General features: G+C 71.3%; 20 protein-coding genes and 1 pseudogene. 10 read left to right on the top strand and 11 right to left on the bottom strand.

Annotated elements, in window-relative coordinates; genetic code table 11:
* From KUM49_RS23055 to KUM49_RS23045, 3 genes are all read right to left on the bottom strand, one after another.
* Positions 1-762 carry an amino acid ABC transporter ATP-binding protein gene (locus tag KUM49_RS23055; protein ID WP_302185470.1) on the bottom strand — a complete coding sequence of 254 codons (762 nt, stop codon included), beginning with the start codon at positions 760-762 and terminating at the stop codon, positions 1-3.
* Between the two features lie 92 nt (positions 763-854).
* A complete protein-coding gene (locus KUM49_RS23050) occupies positions 855-2621 on the bottom strand; it encodes an FAD/NAD(P)-binding domain-containing protein (protein ID WP_217238811.1) in 1767 nt (588 codons plus the stop codon).
* Positions 2618-3475, bottom strand: a complete 858-nt coding sequence (locus KUM49_RS23045; protein WP_217238810.1) for an amino acid ABC transporter permease — start codon at positions 3473-3475, stop codon at positions 2618-2620. The genes KUM49_RS23050 and KUM49_RS23045 overlap by 4 nt, the downstream gene beginning before the upstream one ends.
* Positions 3476-3896: 421 nt before the next feature.
* On the opposite strand from KUM49_RS23045, the gene KUM49_RS23040 reads away from it, so the two are divergent.
* Positions 3897-4838 carry an ABC transporter substrate-binding protein gene (locus KUM49_RS23040; protein ID WP_217238809.1) on the top strand — a complete coding sequence of 314 codons (942 nt, stop codon included), beginning with the start codon at positions 3897-3899 and terminating at the stop codon, positions 4836-4838.
* 63 nt (positions 4839-4901) lie between these two features.
* Here KUM49_RS23040 and KUM49_RS23035 read toward each other — a convergent pair whose 3' ends face one another.
* Entirely contained in the window at positions 4902-6089 is a 1188-nt protein-coding gene (locus KUM49_RS23035; RefSeq protein WP_217238920.1) for a DUF5685 family protein, read from the bottom strand.
* A gap of 301 nt (positions 6090-6390) precedes the next feature.
* Here KUM49_RS23035 and KUM49_RS23030 point away from each other — a divergent pair, with 301 nt between their 5' ends.
* On the top strand, positions 6391-6831 hold the full coding sequence (locus KUM49_RS23030; protein ID WP_217238808.1) for a cell division protein SepF: 441 nt from the start codon (positions 6391-6393) through the stop codon (positions 6829-6831).
* 39 nt (positions 6832-6870) lie between these two features.
* Here KUM49_RS23030 and KUM49_RS23025 read toward each other — a convergent pair whose 3' ends face one another.
* Positions 6871-8046, bottom strand: coding sequence for an acyl-CoA dehydrogenase family protein (locus KUM49_RS23025; protein ID WP_217238807.1), 1176 nt, complete (start codon positions 8044-8046; stop codon positions 6871-6873).
* A 201-nt stretch (positions 8047-8247) separates the two neighbouring features.
* Positions 8248-9852, bottom strand: coding sequence for an MFS transporter (locus KUM49_RS23020; RefSeq protein WP_217238806.1), 1605 nt, complete (start codon positions 9850-9852; stop codon positions 8248-8250).
* A gap of 259 nt (positions 9853-10111) precedes the next feature.
* On the opposite strand from KUM49_RS23020, the gene KUM49_RS23015 reads away from it, so the two are divergent.
* Both KUM49_RS23015 and KUM49_RS23010 read left to right on the top strand, forming a co-directional pair.
* On the top strand, positions 10112-11350 hold the full coding sequence (locus tag KUM49_RS23015) for a mannosyltransferase family protein (RefSeq protein ID WP_217238805.1): 1239 nt from the start codon (positions 10112-10114) through the stop codon (positions 11348-11350).
* Positions 11351-11587: 237 nt separating this feature from the next.
* Positions 11588-12598, top strand: a complete 1011-nt coding sequence (locus KUM49_RS23010) for a phosphatase PAP2 family protein (protein WP_217238804.1) — start codon at positions 11588-11590, stop codon at positions 12596-12598.
* Between the two features lie 96 nt (positions 12599-12694).
* On the opposite strand, the gene KUM49_RS23005 is transcribed toward KUM49_RS23010, so the two are convergent.
* Positions 12695-12910 (bottom strand): I78 family peptidase inhibitor, encoded by a 216-nt coding sequence (locus KUM49_RS23005; RefSeq protein ID WP_217238803.1) that lies wholly within the window; start codon positions 12908-12910, stop codon positions 12695-12697.
* Positions 12911-13365: 455 nt separating this feature from the next.
* Here KUM49_RS23005 and ctaD point away from each other — a divergent pair.
* A pseudogene (gene ctaD / locus KUM49_RS23000) lies at positions 13366-14895 on the top strand (cytochrome c oxidase subunit I); the annotation flags it as partial.
* Positions 14896-14935: 40 nt separating this feature from the next.
* Here the strand turns inward: ctaD and KUM49_RS22995 are convergent.
* From KUM49_RS22995 to KUM49_RS22985, 3 genes are all read right to left on the bottom strand, one after another.
* Positions 14936-15976: a YafY family protein gene (locus KUM49_RS22995; RefSeq protein ID WP_308406704.1), complete on the bottom strand. Its 1041-nt coding sequence runs from the start codon at positions 15974-15976 to the stop codon at positions 14936-14938.
* Between the two features lie 71 nt (positions 15977-16047).
* Complete coding sequence (locus KUM49_RS22990; RefSeq protein WP_217238801.1) at positions 16048-17340, bottom strand: ABC transporter substrate-binding protein; 1293 nt, start codon at positions 17338-17340, stop codon at positions 16048-16050.
* On the bottom strand, positions 17315-17851 hold the full coding sequence (locus tag KUM49_RS22985) for a hypothetical protein (protein WP_217238919.1): 537 nt from the start codon (positions 17849-17851) through the stop codon (positions 17315-17317). The genes KUM49_RS22990 and KUM49_RS22985 overlap by 26 nt, the downstream gene beginning before the upstream one ends.
* 123 nt (positions 17852-17974) lie before the next feature.
* On the opposite strand from KUM49_RS22985, the gene KUM49_RS22980 reads away from it, so the two are divergent.
* From KUM49_RS22980 to KUM49_RS22970, 3 genes are read left to right on the top strand one after another with little or no spacing between them, the layout of a single operon-like run.
* On the top strand, positions 17975-18460 hold the full coding sequence (locus KUM49_RS22980) for a hypothetical protein (RefSeq protein ID WP_217238800.1): 486 nt from the start codon (positions 17975-17977) through the stop codon (positions 18458-18460).
* Positions 18460-21153, top strand: a complete 2694-nt coding sequence (locus KUM49_RS22975) for an ATP-binding cassette domain-containing protein (RefSeq protein ID WP_217238799.1) — start codon at positions 18460-18462, stop codon at positions 21151-21153. Before KUM49_RS22980 ends, KUM49_RS22975 begins: the two co-directional genes overlap by 1 nt.
* On the top strand, positions 21150-21845 hold the full coding sequence (locus tag KUM49_RS22970) for an ATP-binding cassette domain-containing protein (RefSeq protein WP_217238798.1): 696 nt from the start codon (positions 21150-21152) through the stop codon (positions 21843-21845). Before KUM49_RS22975 ends, KUM49_RS22970 begins: the two co-directional genes overlap by 4 nt.
* On the opposite strand, the gene KUM49_RS22965 is transcribed toward KUM49_RS22970, so the two are convergent.
* Positions 21763-22374: a transglycosylase family protein gene (locus tag KUM49_RS22965; RefSeq protein WP_217238797.1), complete on the bottom strand. Its 612-nt coding sequence runs from the start codon at positions 22372-22374 to the stop codon at positions 21763-21765. The genes KUM49_RS22970 and KUM49_RS22965 overlap by 83 nt on opposite strands.
* Positions 22375-22804: 430 nt before the next feature.
* Here KUM49_RS22965 and KUM49_RS22960 point away from each other — a divergent pair, with 430 nt between their 5' ends.
* Positions 22805-23587, top strand: a complete 783-nt coding sequence (locus tag KUM49_RS22960) for a hypothetical protein (protein WP_217238796.1) — start codon at positions 22805-22807, stop codon at positions 23585-23587.
* A 121-nt stretch (positions 23588-23708) separates the two neighbouring features.
* Positions 23709-24077 carry a hypothetical protein gene (locus KUM49_RS22955; RefSeq protein WP_217238918.1) on the top strand — a complete coding sequence of 123 codons (369 nt, stop codon included), beginning with the start codon at positions 23709-23711 and terminating at the stop codon, positions 24075-24077.
* Position 24078: the final 1 nt, after the last annotated feature.

Below are 24078 nucleotides of genomic sequence, written 5' to 3'. Positions count from 1 at the left end.
TCAGAGGACCTTGGAGAAAAAGGCTCGGGTCCGCTCGTGGCGCGGCGCGTCCAGCACCTCACCGGGCGTGCCCCGCTCGACGATCCGCCCGTCGTCCATGAACACCACGGTGTCGGCGACCTCGCGGGCGAACCCGATCTCGTGGGTGACGACGATCATCGTGGCGCCCTGGTGGGCCAGGTCCTTGATGACGTCGAGGACTTCACCGACCAGCTCGGGGTCGAGCGCGGAGGTCGGTTCGTCGAAGAGGAGCAGCCTGGGCTCCAGCGCGAGCGCCCGGGCGATGGCCACCCGCTGCTGCTGCCCGCCGGAGAGGTGCCGCGGATAGGCGTCCGCCTTCTCGGCGAGCCCCACCCGGTCGAGCAGCCGACGCGCGGACTCCACGGCGTCCTTGCGGGGCCGCTTCAGCGCGGACACCGGCGCCTCGATGACGTTGTCCAGCACGGTGAGGTGCGGGAAGAGGTTGAAGTTCTGGAAGACGAAGCCGATGCGCGTGCGCTGCTTCAGCACTTCGCGCTCGCGCAGCTCGTACAGCCGGTTGCCGGAGCGCCGGTAGCCGACCAGCACCCCGTCCACGCTGATCGCGCCCCGGTCCACCTTCTCCAGATGGTTGATGGTGCGCAGCAACGTGGACTTGCCGGATCCGGACGGGCCGAGGATCACCGTGACCTCGCCCGCGCGCACGGCGAGGTCGATGCCCTTGAGCACGTCCAGCGAGCCGAAGCTCTTGTGGACGGACCTGATGTCGACCATGACGGTCATCGCGGATTCCTAGCGGTCGAAGGAGGGTGAAGTGTGGCCGAAAGGGGTGAAATGTCCCCGATAGGGAGCGATGTGCGGTCGAAGGGGGTGTCTCACGCGGCCGCCCGTCCGGAGAGCGCGCTCAGGAAGACCAGCGCGGCCCGGGCCGTCGCGTCGTTCTGCCGGAACGCGGGCCCCCCGGTGCGCGGCCGGGTGAACGCGCCGGGGGCGCGGGCGTCGGTGTGCGGCCCGAGTGCGAAGCGCCGGGGATGCGGCCGGCCGGCCCTGTCGAGGATCCGCCCGTCGGCCGGGTCCACCCGGAGCAGCCCGTCCGGCGTCTCGGCCACCCCGTCGGCGTGCAGCTCGCGCAGCAGCGGGTCACGGGCCCGCCCGACCGTCGGCTCGGGCAAGCGCGCCTCGACCAGTGCCCGGGCCTCCACGACGAAGCCCGGCACGGTGGCGCCGGACGCCCGGAACACCCCGCCCTCGGCACCGACGGTCATGCCCGCGCCGAGGAACCGCACCACGCCCGCGCGGGACAGGGCGAGCAGCTGCCGCAGCCGCGGCCCGGGCGGACCGGAGGCCAGATAGCTGAAGAACCCGTGCCACCAGGGCCCGATGTCGCCGAGCCGGACCAACTGGCCGTAGACGGAGAGCAGCCCGAGGAACACGGCGAGGTCGGGGCTGTACGACGGATCGTGACGGCGGCTCAGGTCGCTTTCGACGTACCCGCGCAACCCTTCCTGGAGCTCCGCGTACGACGCGTACCGCACTCCCTCCAGCGGACGGTCGAGCGCGGCGAGGTCGAGCCGGTCGGCGGGATCGGGCACGGCGGACGCGACCAGGGCAGCCCGCCCGGCAGGGTCGTCGACGGCCGCGTACTTCTCCTCGAAGACACTCCAGGCCGCGGTGGTCCGATCGGGGTGGACCGTGAACAGCCGGTGGTAGTGCGCGAAGCCCAGTTCCTTCTCCACCAGCGGCCACACGTCCCGCCGGAAGTCGAAGCTCCCCGGCCGGGCGAGCAGACCGTCCGCCTCCGCCGGCCCGAAGAACCGCGGCAGCGGCGGCCGTTCACCGGTCCAGTCGTAACCGATCTTCGAGTGGTACGGCACTCCGCGCCGCGAACCGACGTACAGGACCGGCTCCCGCCCCGAAGGCACGTAGGTGTCCCCGGCGTACCGCCCGCCCCTGCCCTCGGTGAGCAGCACCATCAGGTCGACGAAGGCGAGCCCGAAGCCGCGGACGAGGACGGGTTCGCCGGGCGCGAGCCGGGACAGGTCGCTGTCGGCGGTGAAGTCCGGCGGGAGGTGGACGAGGCCGTGCTCGCGGGCGTACGCCCCCAACTCGCGCTGCTCGTCGTCCGGTTCGGCGTCCAGGTGGCCGAGGGCGAGCACGACGAGGTCGGCGAGGAGCGGGCGGGCGCGGCCCTCCAGCCACACCTGCTGGCGTCCCTGGGGCGACCCGCCGACCCGCAGGGCACGGCGTGGATGGTGGTGGACGACGACGCCCGGCGGCAGCTCGGCCACCGCCCGCTCGTGCACCCAGCTCAGGTAGGCGCCCTGGAGCCGCCGGTCCGCGAAGGTGCGGCCGTCGATGCCGGCCCACTCGTGCAGGGTCGGGCCTTCCCGCACGGGCCCGGCCATGTCGACCGTCTCGTCGGTGAACATGGTGACGTCCTCGGCGTGCGAGTTCATCCACAGCAGCGGCGACTGGGCCGGGCGCCAGATGCGTCCGGCACCCGGCGGATGCGGGTCGACCAGGTGGATGTCGAGGCCCGGACCGGCGTACAGCTCGGGTGCGTTGGCGGCGATCCGCTCGATCAGACCGGTTCCCCGCGGCCCGGCCCCGACGATCACCAGGGAGGGCCGGTGAGCGCTCATCGGGTGCGCTCCGAGCCGCGCGCGTAGTGCTTCTCGACGTAGTGCTGGCCGAGGCTGAGCACCGAGGTGACGATCGTGTACCAGACGGTGGCCACCATCAGTAGCGGGATGACCTGGTAGGTGCGGTGGTAGACGAGTTGCACCGAGTAGAGCAGGTCCTGCACGGCGATGACGCTGACGATCGAGGTGCCCTTGAGGGTGCCGATCAGCATGTTCCCGGCGGGCGGCACGATGGAGCGCATCGCCTGTGGGAGCACGATCCGCCACCAGCGGCGCCACCGGCTCAGGCCGAGCGCCTGCGCGGCCTCGATCTGCCCGCGGTCGACGGAGAGGATGCCACCGCGGACGACCTCGGCGGCGTACGCGGCCTCGTGCAGGGTGAGGCCGATGATCGCGACGGTGACCGGGCCGAGCAGGTCGACCGTCTTCACGCCGAGGATCTGCGGGTACAGCGCACCGATGTTGAACCACAGCAGCAGCTGCACCAGGATCGGGATCGACCGGAACAGCCAGATGTAACCCCAACTGACGCTTCTGAGAACGGGGTTGGCGGACAGCCGGAACGCGGCGAGCAGCGTGCCCAGCGCGAAGCCGAGCACCATCACGAGCGCGGTCAGCCACAGGGTGAGCCACAGGCCGCGCAGCACCGCGTCCGAGGTGAGGTAGTCGGCGACGACGTCCCACTGGAACACCTTGTTGCGCAGGACGGAGTTGCCGGCGAGCGCCAGCAGCACCAGTACGGCGACGGCGGCGGCCCACTGGCCGGTCCGGCGCTGCGGGACGATGCGCAGGGAGTCCGCGTGCTCGGGGACGTCCGGTGCGGCGGGGGCTTTGGCGAGGGTGTCGGAGGACATGCGAAGGCTCCGTGGCATCGAGTCGGGAGAACTCGGGTGGGTGCCTTCACACGGATACGCGCGGAAACGTGCCGCGCGGTACGGCCGAGCCCCTCAGCAGGGCCGTCCCTTGAGACTACGGGTGCGATTCCGTTCACTGTCAAGGCTGTCCGAACTGTGAGCCGTACGTCTCACGTTGGTTGACGCACCACCGAATGCCTGTTCCACTTGGCCCATGCATCCGCAGCAGTGGCTGGTCAAGCGCTCCCACATCGACTTCGGTCGCGTGTGGTCCTCTTCCTGTTGAGCTGACCCTCTGCGCGCCCTGAGCTGTTGATCCAGCGGGGCGCTTTCGCGTTCTCCCCCTTCGCTTTCCTTTCTTTCGCCTTCACACGCGCTCCCCCTCACCCAGCGCTTCTCGCTCCCAGGAGACCGCCACACCATGCGTACGCCCACGCGTGCCCGAAACAGGCCCATCGCCCCCTTCGCCCTGATCACCGCAGCGACCCTGCTCCTCACCGCGTGCGGCTCCGGCACGGACGACACCGTCAACGCCTCCGCCCGGTCGGACGAGGTCCCGACCACGGACGTCGTCTCGGCCGTCGGGAAGGACGAGGCAGCGGCCGCCCTCCTGCCTTCCGGTGCGTCGAGCCTCACCATCGCCGTCAGTGTCTCCGGCCAGCCGCCCGGCACCTCGATCCTGGACGACGGCAAGACCCTGGCCGGCCAGGACGTCGACTTCGCGAACGCCGTCGCCAAGGTCCTCGGCATCAGGCTCAGGACCGAGCAGGCAAGCTTCGAGGCGATCCTGCCGGCCCTCGACAGCGGCAAGTACGACCTCGGCGTCGGGAACTTCGGCGTGACCGACGAGCGCCGCAAGGCCATCGACTTCGTCACCTACATCAACGACGGCCAGGGCTTCGCCACCCGCGAGGACAGCAAGCTGCCCAAGGTCACCGACCTGATCCAGCTGTGCGGCCTGAACATCGCGACCGGCGCGGGCACCACCTTCGAGGCCACGCTGGAGGACAGCGAGCACCTGTGCACCGACGCGGGCAAGAAGGCGTACAAGGTGCAGACCTACAACGAACAGGGCGCCACCTGGTCCTCACTCCAGCAGGGCCGCAGCGACATCGTGATGTCCACGATCAACGGCCTGCGGTACGCGGTCGCCCACCAGGAGGGCGTGAAGTTCCTCAACGAGTTCCACCGCCTGGACGTCGGGTTCGCCTTCGAGAAGGGAAGCAAACTCACCCCCGCCTTCCAGGCCGCGGTGAACAGCCTCATCGCGGACGGGACGTACGACAGGATCCTCAAGAAGTGGGGGACGACGGGCTCGGCGATCACGACCTCGCAGATCTCTCCCCCGGAACTCAAGGAGTAGGCAAAGCGCTCCAGGCGTCGACCCGCCCATGGGGCGGATCGGCGAGATCAGGCACAGGGCAGGTCAGCAGTCGCAGCCACAGTCGCACCCGTCGCCGCCGCAGCAGCTCCCGCAACAGTTCCCGCAGCAGTCACAGCAGTTGCAGCAGTCACTGCAGCCGCTGCAGTCGGCGTTGGTGCACAGTCCTTCTCGGCGCCGGCCGCTCCACGGGTCGTCGAAGTGCCCGCAGCACATCTGGCACGTGCAGGCGAGTCCCGCCCACACCGCGCACCCGGCGAGCAGCCCGCGCCGGTCGCGGCGGGGCGGCTCCGGGGGCAGCGGGGCTCCCGGGCCGCCGGGCGGGGCGTACGGTCCGCCCGGCATCGCTGCCGTCGGGGCGGGCCCGTGGGCGCAGGAGGCGGTGCCGAAGACCCGGTCCACGGAGGTGCGCAGCTCGTGCACGAGCAGCCGGTGCGCGAGCTTCGCGTCCGTGAATTCCGCCTCCCGCAGCGCGAGCCGTATCCCGTGCACGGCGTCGTCGGCGAGCCGCCGGGCCTCCGCGAGCGGAGTCCCGGTCGCGGTGAGGGGGTTCCAGGCACCCGACGCGGCGTCAGCTCCCTTGTCCTCCACGGCGTCCAGGAGATGCGCGAGCCGTCCGAAGAGGCGTCCGGCCTCGGCCAGCGGTTCGGCGTTGCCCGGCCGTCCGGCGAGGACCGCGGTGTGCGCGAAGGCGGCGGCGGTCGCGGTCTCGGTGGGTTCGGTGACCGTCAAAAGGGGCGTTCCCGGCCCGGCCAGCGCCTCGATGCCGATCTGCCGGTCCACGGCGTCGACGAGCAGGGCGGTGTCGAACCCGACGTCCGAGCCGGTCCGCTCCCCGGCCCGGCCCCAGCTCGTGGCGACCCGGCGCGCGGCGAGCGCCACCGGCTTGCGGGCCAGGACCCCGTCCCGGTCGGCGACATGGTCGCGCACCTTGGCGGAGGCGAGCACCAGCGAAACGGCGGCCGCGAGCCGTGCCCCCTCGCCGTGCGCGACGGACGCGGTACGCATTCCGCGCAACGGGCAGGGTCCCGCCGTACGCCGTCCGCCACCGGCCCGCTCGGCCTGAGCTTCCGTCAGAACCGATATCAACAAGCCGTCATAGTTCGTGACGATCCTCGCGAACTGCCCGTGGTCCTTCCGCAGTGCGAGGCACAGCCCGCACAAATGGGCCATCCACTGGGTGGCGAGACTCTCGCCGAGCCGGTGACGGCAGGGCCTGACGATTCCGAACACGACGATCCCCCGGTGGTGCGTACGGCGTTGAACTGCGGTGAGCTGCGGCATCGTACCGATCGCCGCATTCACCCGTACGCACCGCCCATCACCCGTACGCCGTGAAGAATCATATTTCACTCACAGTCAGCAGCCGTTTGCGTAACGACCCTTGGGACATACGGACTCTCGACGGATTCGCTGTGCACCAGTACCGTCACAAACCCCCCGCGCGGCGTCTATCCACTTGGCGCGACGTCCGCATCATGGATGACCATAGGGATGCGGAAAGCAGAAAAGACCGCTGTGAGAGGAGGCGTCCATGGGATCGGTACGCAAGGCAAGTGCCTGGCTTGGCCTCGTCGACGACAACGATGACGAGCGTTACTACGACGACGACTACTCCGAAGGGACCGAGCAGCCCGGGGAGGCCTGGGTCACGGACCCGCGGGTCAAGGTGGCCTCGGACGTCGCCGAGGAGAAGGGCCGCCGGATCGGCACGGTCACCCCGGACAGCTTCCGGGACGCCCGCGCCATCGGCGAACTGTTCCGCGAAGGTGTCCCGGTCATCCTGAACCTCACGGCCATGGAGGCCGCCGACGCCAAGCGCGTCGTCGACTTCGCGGCCGGGCTGATCTTCGGCCTGCGCGGTTCGATCGAGCGGGTGTCCACCCGGGTGTTCCTGCTGACCCCCGCCAACACGGAGATCGTGAACGGCGACCCGGCCGCGCACCGCACGGACGGCTTCTTCAACCAGAGCTGAGGCAGGGCCGCTCACCGGCCCTGCCGCTGCTCGGGGGAATCAGCGGAAGGCGTCCAGCCCGGTGAGCGCCTTGCCCAGCACGAGCTGGTGCATCTCGACGGTGCCCTCGTAGGTGAGTACCGACTCGAGGTTGGTGGCGTGCCGCATCACGGGGTATTCGAGCGAGATCCCGTTGGCGCCGAGGATGGTCCGGGCCGTACGGCAGATGTCGATGGCCTCGCGGACGTTGTTGAGCTTGCCGAAGCTGACCTGCTCGGGACGCAGGCGGCCGGCGTCCATGCGCCGCCCGAGGTGATGGGCGAGCAGAATCCCCTTGTGCAACTCGACGGCCATGTCGGCCAGCTTGGCCTGGGTCAGCTGGAACCCGCCGATCGGCCGGCCGAACTGCTCCCGCGTCTTGGCGTAGTCGACCGCGGCCTCGAAGCAGGTGCGGGCCGCGCCCATGGCGCCCCAGACGATGCCGTACCGGGCGTGGGAGAGACAGCTGAGCGGTCCCTTGAGCCCGGTCACCTCCGGCAGCACGGCGTCGGCCGGCAGCCGTACGTCGTCGAGCACGAGCTCGCTGGTGACGGAGGCGCGCAGCGACCACTTGTGCTTGATCTCCGGCGCGGAGAACCCGGGGCGGTCGGTCGGCACGACGAACCCGCGGATCCCGTCCTCGGTCTGCGCCCAGACCACGGCCACCCCGGCGACGGACCCGTTGGTGATCCACATCTTCCGGCCGTTCAGCACCCAGTCTCCCCCGGCGTCGCGCTTGGCGTACGTCCGCATGGCGGCGGGGTCGGATCCGTGGTCGGGCTCGGTGAGTCCGAAGCACCCGATGACCTCACCGGAGGCCATGCGCGGGAGCCAGCCCTGCTTCTGCTCCTCGCTGCCGAACCGGTGGATGGCGTACATGGCGAGGGACCCCTGCACCGACACCAGCGACCGGATCCCGGAATCGGCGGCCTCCAGCTCCAGACAGGCCAGCCCGTACTGCACGGCGCTCGCACCGGCGCACCCGTACCCGCTGAGCGACATTCCGAGCGCGCCGATGCCGCCCAGCTCCCGGGCGAGTTCCCGGATCCCGGGCAGCTCCCCGCTCTCGTACCACTCGGCGACATACGGCAGCACACGATCACCGGCCCACGCCCGCACGGTTTCCCTGACGGCGAGGTCCTCCGGCTCGAGCAGGTCGTCGATTCCGAGGGGGTCGGCGGGGTCGAACGGAGCCATGAGCAGATCCTCCCAAAACTAGCACCGCTAGTTACGCGCTTGCGAGGCTGACGATACGAGGCGGTGTCCCGCACGTCCAGGTGTCGACGGTGGCCGTGAGCGGCGACGACCCGCAGCGCCCACGGCGGTGTATCCCCGCAGGAGAGCTCCACCACTCAACGACCGCCACAGGCGGTGCGTGGGCGGGAGATGTTCCCGCTGTCAGGCCGAGACGCGGGACTCCGCGACCTCCCGAGGCGCAGGTACCTCCACAGCCCCGCCCCCGACCTCCCCGCACTGCATCACGCGCGGCAACCGCAACGCAATCACCGCCCCCAGCAGCAACAACCCGGCGCTGACCAGCAACGTCACATGCAACCCGTGCACGAAACACTCCCGGGCGGTCCGACGCAGGGCCACTCCGGCCGACCCCCCGAGCCGCCCGGCAACCTCGTACGCCTCGCCCAGCGAATGCCCGGCGGCCGCCGACGCCGACGCCGGAACACCCGGCACCGACGTCACCCCAGGCGCGTACGCCGCGTTCATCACGCTCCCGAGCAGCGCGATCCCGATGCCCGCACCCAGCTGGTACGACGTCTCCCCGATCGCCGCCGCCCCACCCGCCTGCTCCGGGGGGGCCTCGCTGAGCATCGACTCGTACGCCCCGAAGAGAGTCGTCTCCAGCCCGAAGCCCAGCAGCACGAACCCGGACAGCATCAGACCGGCGTTGTCCTCGCCGTCCATCGCCGTCAGCAGCAGCACGGCCACCGCCGTCAGCAGGAATCCGCAGCTCACCATCCGGCGCGGCCCGAACCGCCGGAGCATCCGCGCACCCGCGAGACCCGCCGCCATCGCGGCGATGGTCAGCGGCAGCAGCCGCAGACCGGTCTCCAGCGGAGACAGCCCGAGCACCAGCTGCAGATACTGCGCCGCGATCAGTTCGAGGCCCACCAGTGCGAGCATCGCCAGCACGATGCAGCCCACCGACGTGCTGAACGCCGGCCGCGCGAACATCCGCAGGTCCACCAGCGGATGCGCCCGGCGCCGCTGACGCCGTACGAAGAAGACGACCAGCACCGTGCCGACCACCAGCGGCACCACCGTGAACAGGCCCAGCTCCCCGCCGCCGAGCCGCTTGACGCCGAGTACCAGGCAGAACAGTCCGGCCGCCGCCATCAGCGCGCCGACCACGTCCCAGGGCCCGCGTCCGTCGCCCTTCGACTCGGGCAGCAACAACCGCCCGATCGGCAGACTGACCAGCATCAACGGAATGTTGACGAGGAAGACCGAGCCCCACCAGAAGTGCTCAAGCAGGAAGCCGCCGAGCAGCGGGCCGATCGCCGCGCCGACCGCCGCCACGGCGCTCCAGATGCCGATCGCCAGCGCCCGTTCCCGCCGGTCGGGAAAGACCTGGCGCAGGATCGACAGCGTCGCGGGCATGATCATCGCGCCGCCGACGCCGAGCAGTGCCCGCGCCACGATCAGCACCTGGGCGGTGTCGGCGAGGGCGGCCATCGCGGAGGCGACGCCGAAGAGGGCGTAGCCGAGGAGCAGGACCCGTCTGCGGCCCACGCGGTCGCCGAGCGTGCCGAAGAGGATCAGCAGCGAGGCGCAGACGAGCGGATAGATGTCGACGATCCAGAGCAGCTCTATCCCGTTGGGCCTGAGGTCCTCGGAGACGGCCGGGACCGCCACGTGCAGCACGGTCGCGTCGAGGGCGACCAGGAGCAGGCTGGTACAGAGGACGACGAGGACGACCCAGCGGTTGGCACCGGCCCCGGCCGCCCGACGGCGCAACCCAGCGGCGGCCGTGGTCGTCCCGGACATGTACGTACCTCCCAGATGTTCCCTCGCGTTCGGCGGGTTCACAGGGTGGGGACTCCCCGTGACTCGGCCGGAGAGGAGCGGTGGTCTCCGGCCCGCGCAACGATGGCGAGTGACACGTCAGCGTACGCGAGTCCGTGCCGGGACCAAGTGGCGGACCTCTCAGTGGTTGCACGGAACCCCTGTGGCGTGCACCACTCCTCTCGGCCTCACCACGCCCCGGCCGGCCACCCGGTTCCGTACGCCGTCGATAATCGGGCCCGTGACCGATCTTGAAACGCGCGCGGCACCGCCCGGCGCCCCGAGCCTGCGCCGGGCCGCCCCGGCCCTCCTCGGATACGCGGCCGTACGCGCCCTTGGGCTGCTCGCGCTGGCCCTGTGGAGCGCGGCGCGCGACAAGAACGCGTACACGCTGCTGACCGCCCGCTGGGACTCCCTGTGGTACACGAGGGTCGCCGAGCTGGGGTACGGCTACGAGGTGCGCCTGCCCAACGGCGACGTGCACTCCAACCTCGCCTTCTTCCCGCTGCTGCCCTGGCTGGAGCGGCTGCCGGCCACGGTGACCCCGTTGTCCCCCGCCGACGTGGGCTTCCTCGTCTCCCTGCTCGCCTCGCTCGCCGCGGCCTGGGGGATCTTCGCGGTCACCGATCACCTGCACGGCCGCCGGGCGGGCGTCTGCGCGGTGCTGCTGTGGGCCGTCCTCCCGGTCGCGATCGTGCAGTCGATGGCGTACAGCGAGTCGTTGTTCACGGCCCTGGCCGCCTGGTCGCTGTACGCGGTCCTGACCGGCCGCTGGGTGACGGCGGGCGCCCTGGCCCTGCTGGCGGGCCTGACCCGTCCGGTGGGCCTCGCCGTCGTCGCGGCCGTGTGGGCGGCGGCGATCGTCGCCTTCGCGCGGGACCGCAGCGCTGCGGGCGCTCCCTCGTCGGTGCGGGACGGGAGCCCGGCGCGAGTGGACGGCGCCCCTTTCCAGGAGCACGCCGGGGGCACGCACCGCGCCCCCGGCGCCCGCCGCGTCCTCGGCATGCTCCTCGCCCCCCTCGGCGCCGCCGCCTACGTCCTGTGGGTCGGCCACCGCACCGGCCGCGGCCCGCTCGGCTACCTCGACGTCCAGGCCGGCTGGCGCAACGGGTTCGACGGCGGCCTGGCCTTCGCCCGCTTCGTCGCCGACAAGTTCACGTCGTTTCCGTCGGCCCTCGCGGGCGTGGGGCTGATCGTCGGGGTCGGACTGATCGTCTGGCTGTACGTCGTCTGCGTACGGCAACGCCAACCGCTCCCGCTCCTGGTGTACGCGGGTGTCGTCACCGCCCTCGCCCTGTGCGCGTCGAGCTACTTCGGCTCGAAACCGCGCCTGCTGATGCCCGCCTTCCCCCTGCTGCTGCCACTCGCCCTCACCCTGGCCCGGCTGCGTACGACCAGGTCGGCCCCGGTGCTCGGGACGCTCGCGGTGGCGTCGGCCGTGTACGGGGCGTTCTGGCTGAACGGCTCCGGTCCGCCCTGACCGGCGCCGGAACGCCATGAGCGCCCGGAGAATTCCACCCCATGATTCGGTGAACGAATTCATAAGCGGGATAAAACCGCAACCCAGAACGATCAAAGGAATTGAAGGACACCGGCGGCCGGCATTGCGGAATCGTTGGAAATAAACCTCTCTCTGAGAGGAATCCCACATCACATCGTCATCACAAAGCCGTGGAATCGCCCGGGAACAGAGCTCACTCGCTGTAACGTCGATTGGGTGCGTACCGAACAAACCCTCACCCGTCTGGACCGGGTGTTCGCGAGGCTGGACCGTGAGCCGGAACGGCCGGCTCACATCGACGTGCCGAAGATGAGCCGGCACCGCGTCGCGCTGCTCGCCGGAACCCTGGCTTTCTACCTGGCGATCGTGTGGCTCGTGGTGATCACCTCCTGGCTGGTCCGGCTCGACTGGCAGGTCATGTTCTTCCGGCCGTACCAGCAGTGGGCCGGCATCCACTGGTTCGTCGACTACTACGTGGTGCTCGGCCAGCGCGGCCCGACCGCGGTGATGGTCGCGGCCTGGCTGGGCTGGCGTTCCTGGCGGCAGCACACGCTGCGCCCGCTGCTGACCCTGGGCGCGGCCCTGCTGCTGCTGAACATCACGGTCGGCGCCGCCAAGCTCGGCATGGGCAGACTCGGGCCGCACTACGCGACCACCATCGGCTCGAACGAGATGGGTCTGGGCGGCGATATATTTCCCAGCGGCCACACCGCCAACGCCGTGGTGACCTGGGGAATCCTGGCCTATCTGGCCTCCGCCCCGTGGGCCCGCCGCTGGCTGTCCGCCGTGTCCGCGGTGACCTCCCTCGGCGTCGGCCTGGCCACGGTCTACCTCGGTACGCACTGGCTGAGCGATGTCCTCCTCGGCTGGGCCGCCGGCCTGCTGGTCCTGCTGGCCCTCCCCTGGGTGGAGCCGCTGATCGCGCGCGCGGAGGCCGGGATCTTCGATCTGCGCGACCACTGGCGCGCCCGCGGCGGCCTCACCGCTCCGGCACGACTGTCGCCGGTCGAGACGCCCGTGCGGCTCAAGCCGCGCTCTGCCTCGCAGAACGAGACCGCGGCCCGCGCCGCGACGCCGCGCGCGCCCGTCTACCTGGCCCCGGGCCCGCACACGGCCCGCTCGGAACGCACCCCGGTCACCCCGGCCGGCAGCCGACGCCCACCCCAGACGGACCGCGGGGTGCGTGGTCCGGCCTCGACGGCCCGTCCCCTGACAGGCGGCGGCTGACCCGAGGCAGCGGGGCCGGTACGCACGCTCCCACCCCGCACGGCGACGGCCCCGGCTCTCTTTCCGAGAGCCGGGGCCGTCGCCGTGTTCGACGGGTCAGCCCTTCCAGGCCCGGGCCACCTGCCCGTCCTTGACCTCGAAGTTCAGCCGTCCCACGCGGTATTCCATGGTGATGATCGCCCCCGGCGGCAGCGACCGCACGGTCGACCACCCCCGCTCGCGCGCGAGCCGTTCGGCCTGGTCGGAGCCAAGGCCGACATAGGTGTCCGGACTGTCGTCGGGTTCGGCGGAGGGACTCGGAATCGGTGCCATACGGCCACGCTAGGCCCAGTCCGACGATCGGGGAAGCCCGGGCACACGCACCCAGCGTCACGTGTCCCTCTCCGGTCACGCTTCTGTCACAGAAGTACGACACCCGTTTCCGACCCCATGACATCGACTGCTGCCGCAGCGGGCCGTCACACGTACGAGCGGTTCCCTAGGCCTTCCGCAGGTAATCGAACGCAATTCCCGCGTGTCGCGAGGGTCGCGAGAAAACGCCGACGGAAAGTCCCGGAAGAACCGTTCCCCGACCCCCTTTCCCCGTTGATTCCGCGGAGGCCGGCGGGTGCTGATGCCGCATGAGAAAAAGCCGGTTTTGGCACAGAACCCCCGTACGCGCCCTGTCGGACCACGCGACGACGCGAGCATCATGACGTGAGCTCGCGGGTACGCGTGGCGCGGGCTTCGGCGGGCCCGGGACAGGCGAGCGAAGGGGCGAGCGAGCGATGGGGACGCAGACCGTGCAGGCGACGGCACGACCCGTGCGAACCAATCAGCACGGCCGGGTGGTCGTCGACTGGCTGACCACCACCGACCACAAGAAGATCGGCCATCTCTACCTGATCACGTCGTTCGCGTTCTTCCTGATCGCCGGTGTGATGGCGCTGCTGATGCGCGCCGAACTCGCCCGGCCCGGTCTGCAGATCATGGACAACCAGCAGTTCAACCAGCTCTTCACGATGCACGGCACGATCATGCTGCTGCTGTTCGCGACCCCGAGCTTCGCGGGCTTCGCCAACGAACTGATGCCGTTGCAGATCGGCGCGCCCGACGTCGCCTTCCCCCGCCTGAACATGCTGTCGTACTGGCTGTTCCTCTTCGGCGGCCTGATCGTGCTCGGCTCGCTGCTGGTGCCGTCCGGCCCAGCCGCCTTCGGCTGGTTCGCCTACGCGCCGCTCAACGACTCCGTGCACTCCCCCGGCGTCGGCCCCGACCTGTGGATCATGGGCCTGGCGCTGTCCGGCTTCGGCACGATCCTCGGCGCGGTCAACTTCATCACCACGATCATCGGGATGCGCGCGCCCGGCATGACGATGTTCCGGATGCCGATCTTCGTCTGGAACACCCTGTTCACGTCGATCCTGATCCTCATGGCGTTCCCCGTGCTCGCCGCCGCGCTGCTGGTCCTGGAGGCGGACCGGCGGTTCGGCTCGCAGGTGTTCGACGCGGCCAACGGCGGGGCGATCCTGTGGCAGCACCTGTTCTGGTTCTTCGGGCACCCCGAGGTGTACATCATCGCGCTGCCGTTCTTCGGCATCATCACGGAGATCATCCCGGTCTTCAGCCGCAAGCCGATGTTCGGTTACCTCACGCTGGTCGCGGCGACCATGTCCATCACCGGTCTGTCGATGGTGGTGTGGGCGCACCACATGTTCGCCACCGGCGCGGTGCTGCTGCCGTTCTTCTCGTTCATGAGCTTCCTGATCGCGGTGCCGACAGGGGTGAAGTTCTTCAACTGGACCGGCACCATGATCAAGGGCTCACTGTCCTTCGAGACGCCGATGCTGTGGGCGACCGGCTTCCTGGTGTCGTTCCTCTTCGGCGGTCTGACCGGGGTGATCCTCGCCTCGCCACCGCTGGACTTCCACGTCACCGACACGTACTTCGTGGTCGCGCACTTCCACTACGTCGTCTTCGGCACGGTCGTCTTCGCGACCTTCGCCGGCTTCTACTTCTGGTGGCCGAAGTTCACCGGCAAGATGCTCGACGAACGCCTCGGCAAGATCCAGTTCTGGACGCTGTTCATCGGTTTCCACACCACGTTCCTGGTGCAGCACTGGCTGGGCGCGGAGGGCATGCCCCGCCGGTACGCCGACTACCTCGCCGCCGACGGGTTCACCGCGCTCAACACCCTGTCGACGATCGGCGCGTTCCTGCTCGGCATCTCGACGCTGCCCTTCCTCTACAACGTGTGGAAGACCGCCAAGTACGGCAAGAAGGTCGAGGTCGACGACCCCTGGGGCTTCGGCCGCTCCCTGGAGTGGGCGACCTCCTGCCCGCCGCCCCGGCACAACTTCACCACGCTGCCCCGGGTCCGCTCCGAGGCCCCGGCGTTCGACCTGCACCATCCCGAGTACGCGGCGCAGATTCCCCAGCCCGAGCCAAAGAGCGAGCAAGCCGGTCGCGAGCCGTCCTGACCGCCTCCGTCAGCTCGGCCGGCTCCAGCACCTCGAACTCGAAGCCCAGCATCATCACGTGGAGCACCATCACATCCAGGCTCGCGGCTCCCGTGCGCAGGATGCAGCTGTTCTCGTCGGAGGCTTCCAAGGTGCCGGCGGAGGGCGAGACCCGCTCCGCGGCCTCAGCCAGGGGCGCCAGCAGCCGGATGACGGCGTGCGAGGCGTACACGCGCGTGGAGACGCCCTGGGAGACGTACGCGGCGAGGTCGTCGGCGGGCGGTGGGCGCGGTACGAAGCGCGGGCCGTGCGGCGGCCTGGGAGTGATGCGGTCGACGCGGAACGTACGCCAGTCGTCACGGTCGAGGTCCCAGGCGACCAGGTACCAGCGGCGCTCGCTGCACACCAGGCGATGCGGCTCGGCGCTGCGGCGGGTCGGGGTGCCGTCGTGGTCGCGGTACTCGAAGCGCAGCCGTTCGGCGTCCCGGCAGAGGTTGGCGAGCTCGGTGAGGACGGCCGGGTCGACGGAGGAGGGCAGCGGGCCGCGCAGCATCGGCACGGTGAAGGCGTTCAGGGCGCTCACCCGGCGGCGCAGCCTGCTCGGCAGGACCTGCTCCAGCTTGGCGAGGGCCCGCACCGAGGTCTCGCCGATGCCGTCGATGCCCTGCCCGGCGGCCGTGCGCAGTCCCACGGCGACCGCCACGGCCTCGTCGTCGTCCAGGAGCAGCGGGGGCAGTTCGGCGCCCGCGCCCAGCTGGTAGCCGCCGCCCGTGCCGGGGCTGGCGTTGACGGGGTAGCCCAGCTCGCGCAGCCGGTCCACGTCCCGCCGGACGGTGCGCGGGGTGACGCCGAGGCGGTCGGCCAGGTCGGGGCCGGTCCATTCGCGGTGGGCCTGGAGGAGCGAGAGCAGGCGCAGCAGTCGTGCCGAAGTCTCCAACATGGGGCCGAGTCTGCCAGCCCTTGCGGACAGCTGTTGTCCGCAAGGGGCGTCAGGAACCGGTCCCGAGCACTTCAGGGCCGATACGGCAGTTGTGGGACGTCGAAGCAGGTGCTGTCCATGTCCCCTTGGGACACCCATCCCCGCCCGTCCTCCCAGCGGGCCACCGACAGACAGGTCCTGCGGGTCTTCGGTGGTTCGGCATGCCGCTCGAACACGACCGGGACGAGCAACCCGTCCGCGGTGTATGTCCCGCCGCGGTTCATGAAGGCGTCCACGCACGCGCGCGTGACACCGCTCCCGGAGCAGGACCTCGCCGCGTCCGTGAACCACCTCGCGGCCGCCCAGCCCTCCAACTGCCACTGGGAGTGCGTCTTCAGGCCCTTGGTGGCGTCCCGGAACTCCCGTACGGCCGCATGGCCGGTGTCCTCGTGGTTGCGGCTGGACGCGGTCGCCCACAGTGCGTTCCGGCAGCGCGGGGCGTCCTTGTAGTCGTCGGGGACGGTGGACGTCCAGTTCTGTACGTTCGTGACCTTGGCGGTGACCTGGACGCCGGCGTCGTCCATCGCCTCGCACAGCCGGGCGTTGCCGTGGGTGTCGATCGCGTCGAAGACGAGGTCGACACCCTGCTCCTTCAGGTCGGCGGCCACGGCCCGGAAATTGGGCAGCGCGAAGTCGACCTGCTCGGTGACCACCCGGTAGCCCTCGGCCTTCAGCCCTCGCTCGACCAGTGCGGCGTAGGCGGCGGACGCGGCCTGGTTGTAGGACACGACGGCGGCAGTACGGGCGCCGTGCTCGCGCTTGAAGTAGCGGTACACCTCGGTGCCGCCGTACTGCTCTCCGTCCCAGCCTGTCGTGCCGTCGCGGGGCGCGAGGCTGCCGTAGATGCCGTACAGGTGCGGCCAGGTGTCGTAGGCGGCCCCGACGGGCTGGCCCCCGATGTCGGGCACGCGTGCGCGCGAGACGCGGGAGGCACCCGCGTAGTCGAGGGCGGTGGTGGCGACCAGGGCGACGACCTTGTCCTCCTCGATCAGCTGGTGGACGCAGGTGTTGTTGCCGACGCCGCTGCCGCCGTCGTCGCACAGCCGCACCTCGACCGGACGGCCGTCGATACCCCCGCGCGCGTTGAGACGGTCGAAGTAGGCCTTGGCACCGTCGCGCGGGCCGGTGAACGCGTTCCCGCCGACCGGGCTGGTGGCGCTGGTGATGATGCCGACGCGGACGGGGGCGCCGTCCCCGCGCGCGGGCGCCGGCGTCCGGTCGCGGTGCTCGAAGTCGCTCTCCGGGAGCCGGCTGCCGCAGGCCGTGCCCAGCAGGAGCAGCAGGCCCGCGACGGCCGTCTCAGCAGCCCGGGCCCGGCGAGGCATTGCCGCTCAGGCCGACCAGCCCGCACAGCGTCTTGACCGACACCTTCCACACGTCGTCCTGCTCGACGGCCGTGCCGGCGGCGTCGGGCATGACGGTGGCGCCCTTCAGGGTGAGGGTGTACGTCACGTTCGCCCCGGTCGGCGAGGTGAACTCGACCTTGCTGACCTTCGCCTCCACCTGCCCGCCGCGCTCATCGCCGCTGAAACCGTCCAGAACCTGGCCCATCCGGTCGCCGTTCTCCAGGACGGCCCGCTTTTCCGCGACAGGCACGGCCGGATCGAAGAACTTCACCCAGTTCCGCTTGATCTCCTGCTCCGCCGCCGCGGGGTCGTCAGGAGCAGTCGGGCTCGGCTCCGCGCTGGTGGAGGTCTCCACCGAGGGTGTGGGCGGAGTGGCGTCGCCGCCGCCGCTGTCGTCCGAGCAGGCTGTGAGGGCCGAGGCGAGGAGGAGCACCCCCACCACCAGCCCTCGGCCGCCGTTCCTCCGCTTGAGGTCGCTCCCGAGAACCATCTGGCTCACCACCGGGTGTCGGTCCGGGCCGTAGGCGCCCGGTGCTTTCAGGGTCGGCTTGCAGAAGGCATAGTGCAAGCCATCGGCTGACATGGACAGACACATGACGTGTGGGAGCCAGAGATGCGGACAGCCCGACTGCGGACCGTGCACCCCGTCCTGTGGGCCGGCTGGGCCGCGCTCGCCGCGGGCGCGGTGCTGTGCGTGCTCGGCTGGTACGGCGTCTCGGGCGAGCGCTTCGCCGAACGGCAGCTGCCCTACCTCGCCTCCTGCACGGTCCCGGGCGCCGCGCTGATCGTCGCGGGCGCGGTCCTGCTCACCCACGGCCGCAACGCGCTCGCCGCCGCCCGCGTGGAGGAGCTGTACGGCCTCCTGGTGGCCGCGGAATCCGCCGGCGGGGAGGAGGAAGCCGGGGCCGGGCAGCCGGCGTCCGCGCCCCTGGCGGTCAGCGGGGACCTGCTGATGGTGCCGGGCGGCACCCTGTGGCACCGGGCGGACTGCCCGCTGGTTTCGGGGAAGGCGGAGGCCGTGCCGGTGGACTCCAAGCTGGCGGCGAGCGGCGAACTGGGCCCCTGCCCCATCTGCGAGCCCGCCGAAGAAACCGACTGATGTCCGGCCTGACGTACGACCTCACGCTCGCCGGTCTCTCGGTCGGCAGCGCCGCCGCCCTCACCGGGATCGGCCTGATCGTGACGTACCGCGCGACCGGCGTCCTCAACTTCGCGCACGGCGCGATCGCGATGGTGTGCGCGTACGTGCTGCGGCAGTGCGTGGTCGAGTGGGGCTGGCCGCTGTGGGCGGGGGCGGCGGTCACGATGCTGGTGCTGGCGCCGGGCCTGGGTATGGCGTTGGAACGCTTCGTCTTCCGCCCGCTGTCGGTGCTGGGCAGCGACCCCGCGCAGACATTGGTCGCGTCCATCGGCGTGTTCGTGCTCCTGGTCGGCGGGGCCGCGCTGGTGTGGGGGCAGGGCGCGCGGGACGACGCTCCCGAGCTGGTGTCGGCGGACCCGTGGGGGCAGTTGGCGGTGGTGCTCGTGCTGGCCGTGGCGGTCGCCGCGGTGATCCGCTGGACGCGCTTCGGGCGGGAACTGCGGGCCGTGGTCGACGACCGGCGGCTCGCCGTGCTCGGCGGGATCGACGCGGACCGGGTGGCCGCGGCGGGCTGGGCGTTCGGCTCGTTCACGGCCGGTCTGACGGGCGTGCTGCTGGCGCCGTACGTACGTCTGGACCCGTATGGCCTCCCGCTGCTCGTCATGGAGGTGGTGGCGGTCGCGGTGGCCGCGCGGATGCGCAGCCTGGCGGTGGCCGTGGTGGTGGCGCTGGGCATCGGGGTGGCGCAGAGCCAACTGACGAGGCTGCACCCGTCGGGCTGGGGCGAGCCGCTGCTCCAGGCGGTCGGCGCCAACCTCTTCGTCGTGGCCCTGCTGCTCGCGGCGCTGGCCCTGCCCCGGATCGGCGCGCGCGACGCCCTGCCGCGCACGGCCACCGCGCGCGTGCCGACGCCGCCGGGCGCCTGGATCGTGGCCGCCGTGCTGTTTCTGCTGCCGCTCGGCTTCGCGGGCTCGGACCTGCACACGGCGGTCCAGGTACCGGCGCTGGGCGTGGTGCTGCTGTCCCTGGTGGTGGTCACCGGCCGGGGCGGCCAGATCTCGCTGGGGCAGGCGGCGTACGCGGGCCTGGGAGCGCTCTTCACGGCCCTGCTCGCGGCCGGGCGCTTCCCCGGACTGCCCCGCCTGCCCGAACTGGCCGCGCTGGCCGTGGCGGTCCTCCTGGTCGCTCCCCTGGGCCTGTTGACGGGCTGGCCTGCGATCAGCCGCCGGGGCCTGGCCCTCGCGCTCGCGACCTTCGCGGTGGGCGTCGGGGTGAGCCGCTTCGTCTTCGCCCAGCCGTACGCCGTCTCCGGGCTGTCGCTGGGCCGCCCGGCCGCCTTCGACGGCGACCGCGCGTACTACGTCCTGGAGCTGCTCCTGCTGGCGGCCGCCCTGCTGGCGACGCACGCCCTGCGCAGGGGCCGTACCGGACGCGCCCTGGCCGCCATGCGCGACCACGAGGCGGGCGCGTCCGCCGCGGGCGTCCACGTCCCGTCCCTGAAACTCCTCGCCTTCGTCGCCGGCGCCGCCCTGGCCGCCCTCGGCGGCGGCATGCTCGGCATGGGCCTGCGCGCCTTCGACCCCGGCGCCTACGACCCCGTCCGCGGCCTGCTCTGGTTCGCCGCGGTCGTCGTCCTGGGCGCCGACAGCACCCTGGGCGCACTGGCCGCGGCCGCGTTGCTGGTGGGCCTCGACGCGGGCGCCCGGGGTGGCGTGGCGGCGGCGCTGATCGGGGTCCTGGCGGTGCTGGTCGGCCGCTTCCCGGGGGGACCGTACGAGGCGCTGCGGACGGCGGGTGGGCGGCCACGGCTGCGACGGAGGGCAGTGTTGACGCCGCTCGGAGAACGGGTGCGGTCAGGGCTCGGGCCGGTGGACCGACGGCCTGCACCCGCCGACGGCGCTCCGCCCCCACCAGGGCCACCCGCACCCGACCACGAAAGCCGCACGGGTGGTGCGCGTGGGAACCCGAAAAACCCGGCCGAAGGCCGGGTGCCACCCCACACACCCGCACCCGCACCCACCCTCACGGCCCGCCATCTCCACGCCCGCTACGACGGCTTCACCGCCCTCGACGGCGTGGACCTCGACGTCCTCCCCGGCCGCGTCACCGCGATCGTCGGCCCCAACGGCGCCGGAAAGAGCACCCTCTTCCACTGCCTCGCCGGAACGCACCGCCCCTCGCACGGCCAGGTCCTGCTGGGCGGACGGGACATCACCCGGCTCACCGCACACGCCCGCACGCGGCTCGGCATCGCCCGCACCTTCCAGCGACTGGCCGTCTTCCCGTCGTTGACCGTGGCCGAGAACGTTCGGGTGGGCGCGGAGCAGGGCCGCGTCACCGACCCCGGCGCCGTGGAGCGGGCCCTGCGGCTGCTGACGCTCGACGGGCCGGTGCGCGCGCTGCCCGCCGCCGATCTGCCGACCGGCACCCTGCGCCGCGTCGAACTGGCCCGGGCCCTGGCCGGCAGCCCGCGCGTCCTGCTGCTCGACGAGCCCGCCGCCGGCCTGGACACCGCCGAGGTCACCGCGCTCACCAAGGTGTTGAAGGCCCTCGCCGCCGACGGCACCGCCCTGCTCGTCGTCGAGCACGACCTGGACCTGGTCGCCGACCTCGCCGACGAGGTGCACGTGATGACGGCGGGCCGCATCGTCGCCTCCGGCCCGCCCGCCCGCGTCCTCGACGCCCTCGGCGCCCGGGAGGCCCCCGCATGACCGCCGCCCTGCAACTGCGCCACGCGCGCGTGCGCTACGGCCCCCTGGAAGCCCTGCACGGCGTCACCCTCGCCGCTCCCGGTCCCGGCCTCACCGTCCTGCTGGGCCGCAACGGCTCCGGCCGTACGACCGTACTGCGGGCGTTGGCCGGCACCGTGGCGCTGTCCGGCGGCGCGGTGCTCTGGGACGGCACCGACGTGACCCGCGTACCGGCGTTCGAGCGGGCCCGCGGCGGCCTGTGCCTGGTCCCCGAACGGCAGGCGGTGTTCGGCTCCCTCACCGTGCGCGAGAACCTCGAACTCACGGCACCGGCGTACGACCTCGCCCTGGACGCCTATCCACAGCTCGCGCCCCTCCTGGCGCGCCGCGCCGGCACCCTCTCGGGCGGCGAGCAGCGCATGCTCGCCCTCTCCCGCGCCCTGCTGGCCCGCGCGCGCGTGGTGCTCGTCGACGAGCCCGCGCAGGGCATGTCACCCACGGTCGCGGCCCGCACGTACGCGCTGCTGGCCTCGCTCGACGCGTGCGTGGTCATCGCCGAGCAGCGGCTGCCGCCCGCACTGCACGGGCGGACCGCGGTGGTGTACGAACTGCGCCGCGGGACCGTGGCGTTCAGTGGAGAGGCGAGCGAGTTCCGGTTGCGGGAAGCGGCGGGCCGAACACGGCGAAGGCCCGGGCCGAGCCCTTCGGGATGACCAGCAGCGTGCCCGGGTTCAGACGGTCCGGATGGTCGCCGATCATGTCCTTGTTCGCCTGGTAGAGCTCCTGCCAGCCGCCCTTGACGTCGTACTTGCGCGCGATGGCCGCGAGCGTGTCGCCGGCTTTCACCGTGTGCATACGGCCCTTGAGCCCGTACCTCTTGGAACAGACCGGCCAGGCTTCCCAGCCCTGCACGGCCACCACCTCCTGGGCGACGGCGATCTGCTCCTCGCGGGTGGCGAGATCGGCACGCGGGGCGTATTTCAGTCCGCCGAACGCCTCCCAGGTGGGCTGCCAGAACTGCAGTCCCCCGTAGAAGCCGTTTCCGGTGTTGACGTTCCACCGCCCGCCGCTCTCGCACTCGGCGATGCAGCCCCAGGGCCACTGGTCCTCGGCACACTCGTAGGGCACGCGGAACGAGGACGGTCCGGGAGCCGGTGGTGGCGGTGCCGCGTGCGCGACGCCCGAGGCGAGGGCGCAGAACAGGGCCGCGGCCAGAGCGAGCTTGATCGGCTTCGGGTGCATCGGCCCACGCTAAGCAACGTGGGCCGGATCCCCGTCGCGGCGCGTCCGGCGCGCTCGGCGGCCCACCCGGTCGGCGGACCGGGCGGGGACCCGGGGTCCCCCGAAGCGGGTGTTCGCCGTGACCTCGGGCATCAACATTTTTCGGCCACCTACTTCATTCGCCGATTTCGTGATTTGTCGACCAGTCACCTCGACGATCCACGACCCACTTCTCCGGCTCAACCTCCTTTGCTTTTGGAGGAGTTGGCGGTGATTTCCGGATCCCGTACCAAAGGTGACCTCGCCCTGTGGATGGTTCGATTCCGTTCGCCGTGGAGCGTGACTCCCGCCACAGATCACCCGTTGTCTCCTTCATGAGCCCGGGACCCGCCCGGTTCACGGGCGGGAGCCACCCGGCCCCGCCACGCACCACATCCCGAGGGAGCCACCCGTGCCGCGCATGCTCGACGTCAGCGACGAGGTACGCGCCGAGATCGGCGACGAAGAAGCCGACCGGCTGCTCGCCGGAGAGAACGCCCCCGGCAGTTACGACTGCACCTCCTGCCGCACCCAGGGCGACTCCCAGCAGGAGCGCACCAGCACCGTCCTGTTCATCGGCGACGAGACCGCCGTCCTCGCCTTCGCCCACGCCAGCTGCCTGCCCTCGCAGGTCGTCCAGGTCACCGAGGAGCAGCTCCAGGGAGCGGTGAAGTCCATCACCGGCGACACCGTCGACCTGGAGCCGGACAAGATCGCGCCCGAGCAGGCCGTGCTCGGTGTGACCAGCGGACTGGTCCTGATCAACGGGGAGTTGTACCCGGCGCTGGTGGTCGAGCCGACCGCGCCGATCGTGCGGCCCGGTGCGACGGGGATCGGCGACGACTTCCTGCCGCTGCTCATCGAGCAGGGGTTCATGCCGCTGACGACGATCGACTCCGCGCCTTCCGTACTGCACGGCTGGTCGGTGCTGTTGGCCGTGGGCCGGCTGCACGCGGTGCTCCAGCCCTCGCCGAACGGCGGACAGCCGGTGGCGTGGTGGCAGGCACATCAGCCGTTGCAGGTGACCGAGAGCTGGCGGGCCGCCGCGAACAAGCACCAGCAGGTGCTGATGTTCGCCGCGCCGGTGGGATCGATCGGGCGGCAGCCGCGGGAGGACCTGCTGCGGGACGCGCTGGACAAGGCGGCGGCCAACGGGAAGCTGGTGGCGGCCGCGATGCCGCTTGCGGGGACCTGACCGCGCCAGCCGGGAGAGGGTGTGCGACCGTCGGCGGCTACGGGTGGTACACGGCTGGTCGCGCCCCTGAAGGCCTGCCGCCCGACCGCATCTCTTCATGTGCGGGGTCGTTTGGACATACGTGCACACCTACGACGTTCCCCGCCGCCACTCCTTCCATCCGATCCCGTCTGCACGGTCGGCTCAGGAGCCCACCGGCGGCCCATCGGCCACGCCGATCTACGACGCGCTCTACGCCGAGTACGTCAAGTCGTTCCGTTCCCTGCCGGGTGACCGCAGTGGCGAGGACGAGTTGGGCTTCACCGCCTTCGGGAACATCCCGCACAGTACGGGCTCGTTCAGCACCTCCTACAGCGCCTACAGCGCGGGGGCGCACAACGCCCGTCAGCAGTCGCAGTGGCAGCGGGTGGGGCAGATCGGACCGCAGCACAGCACGGGGATGCACCACGTACCGGCGGCGCTGCCGCCCGGACTGCGCAGGGGCATCTGAG

The sequence above is a fragment of the Streptomyces sp. AC555_RSS877 genome, assembly GCF_019049245.1.
Classification (GTDB): domain Bacteria; phylum Actinomycetota; class Actinomycetes; order Streptomycetales; family Streptomycetaceae; genus Streptomyces.
This window is presented reverse-complemented; position numbering and strand designations above follow the sequence as displayed.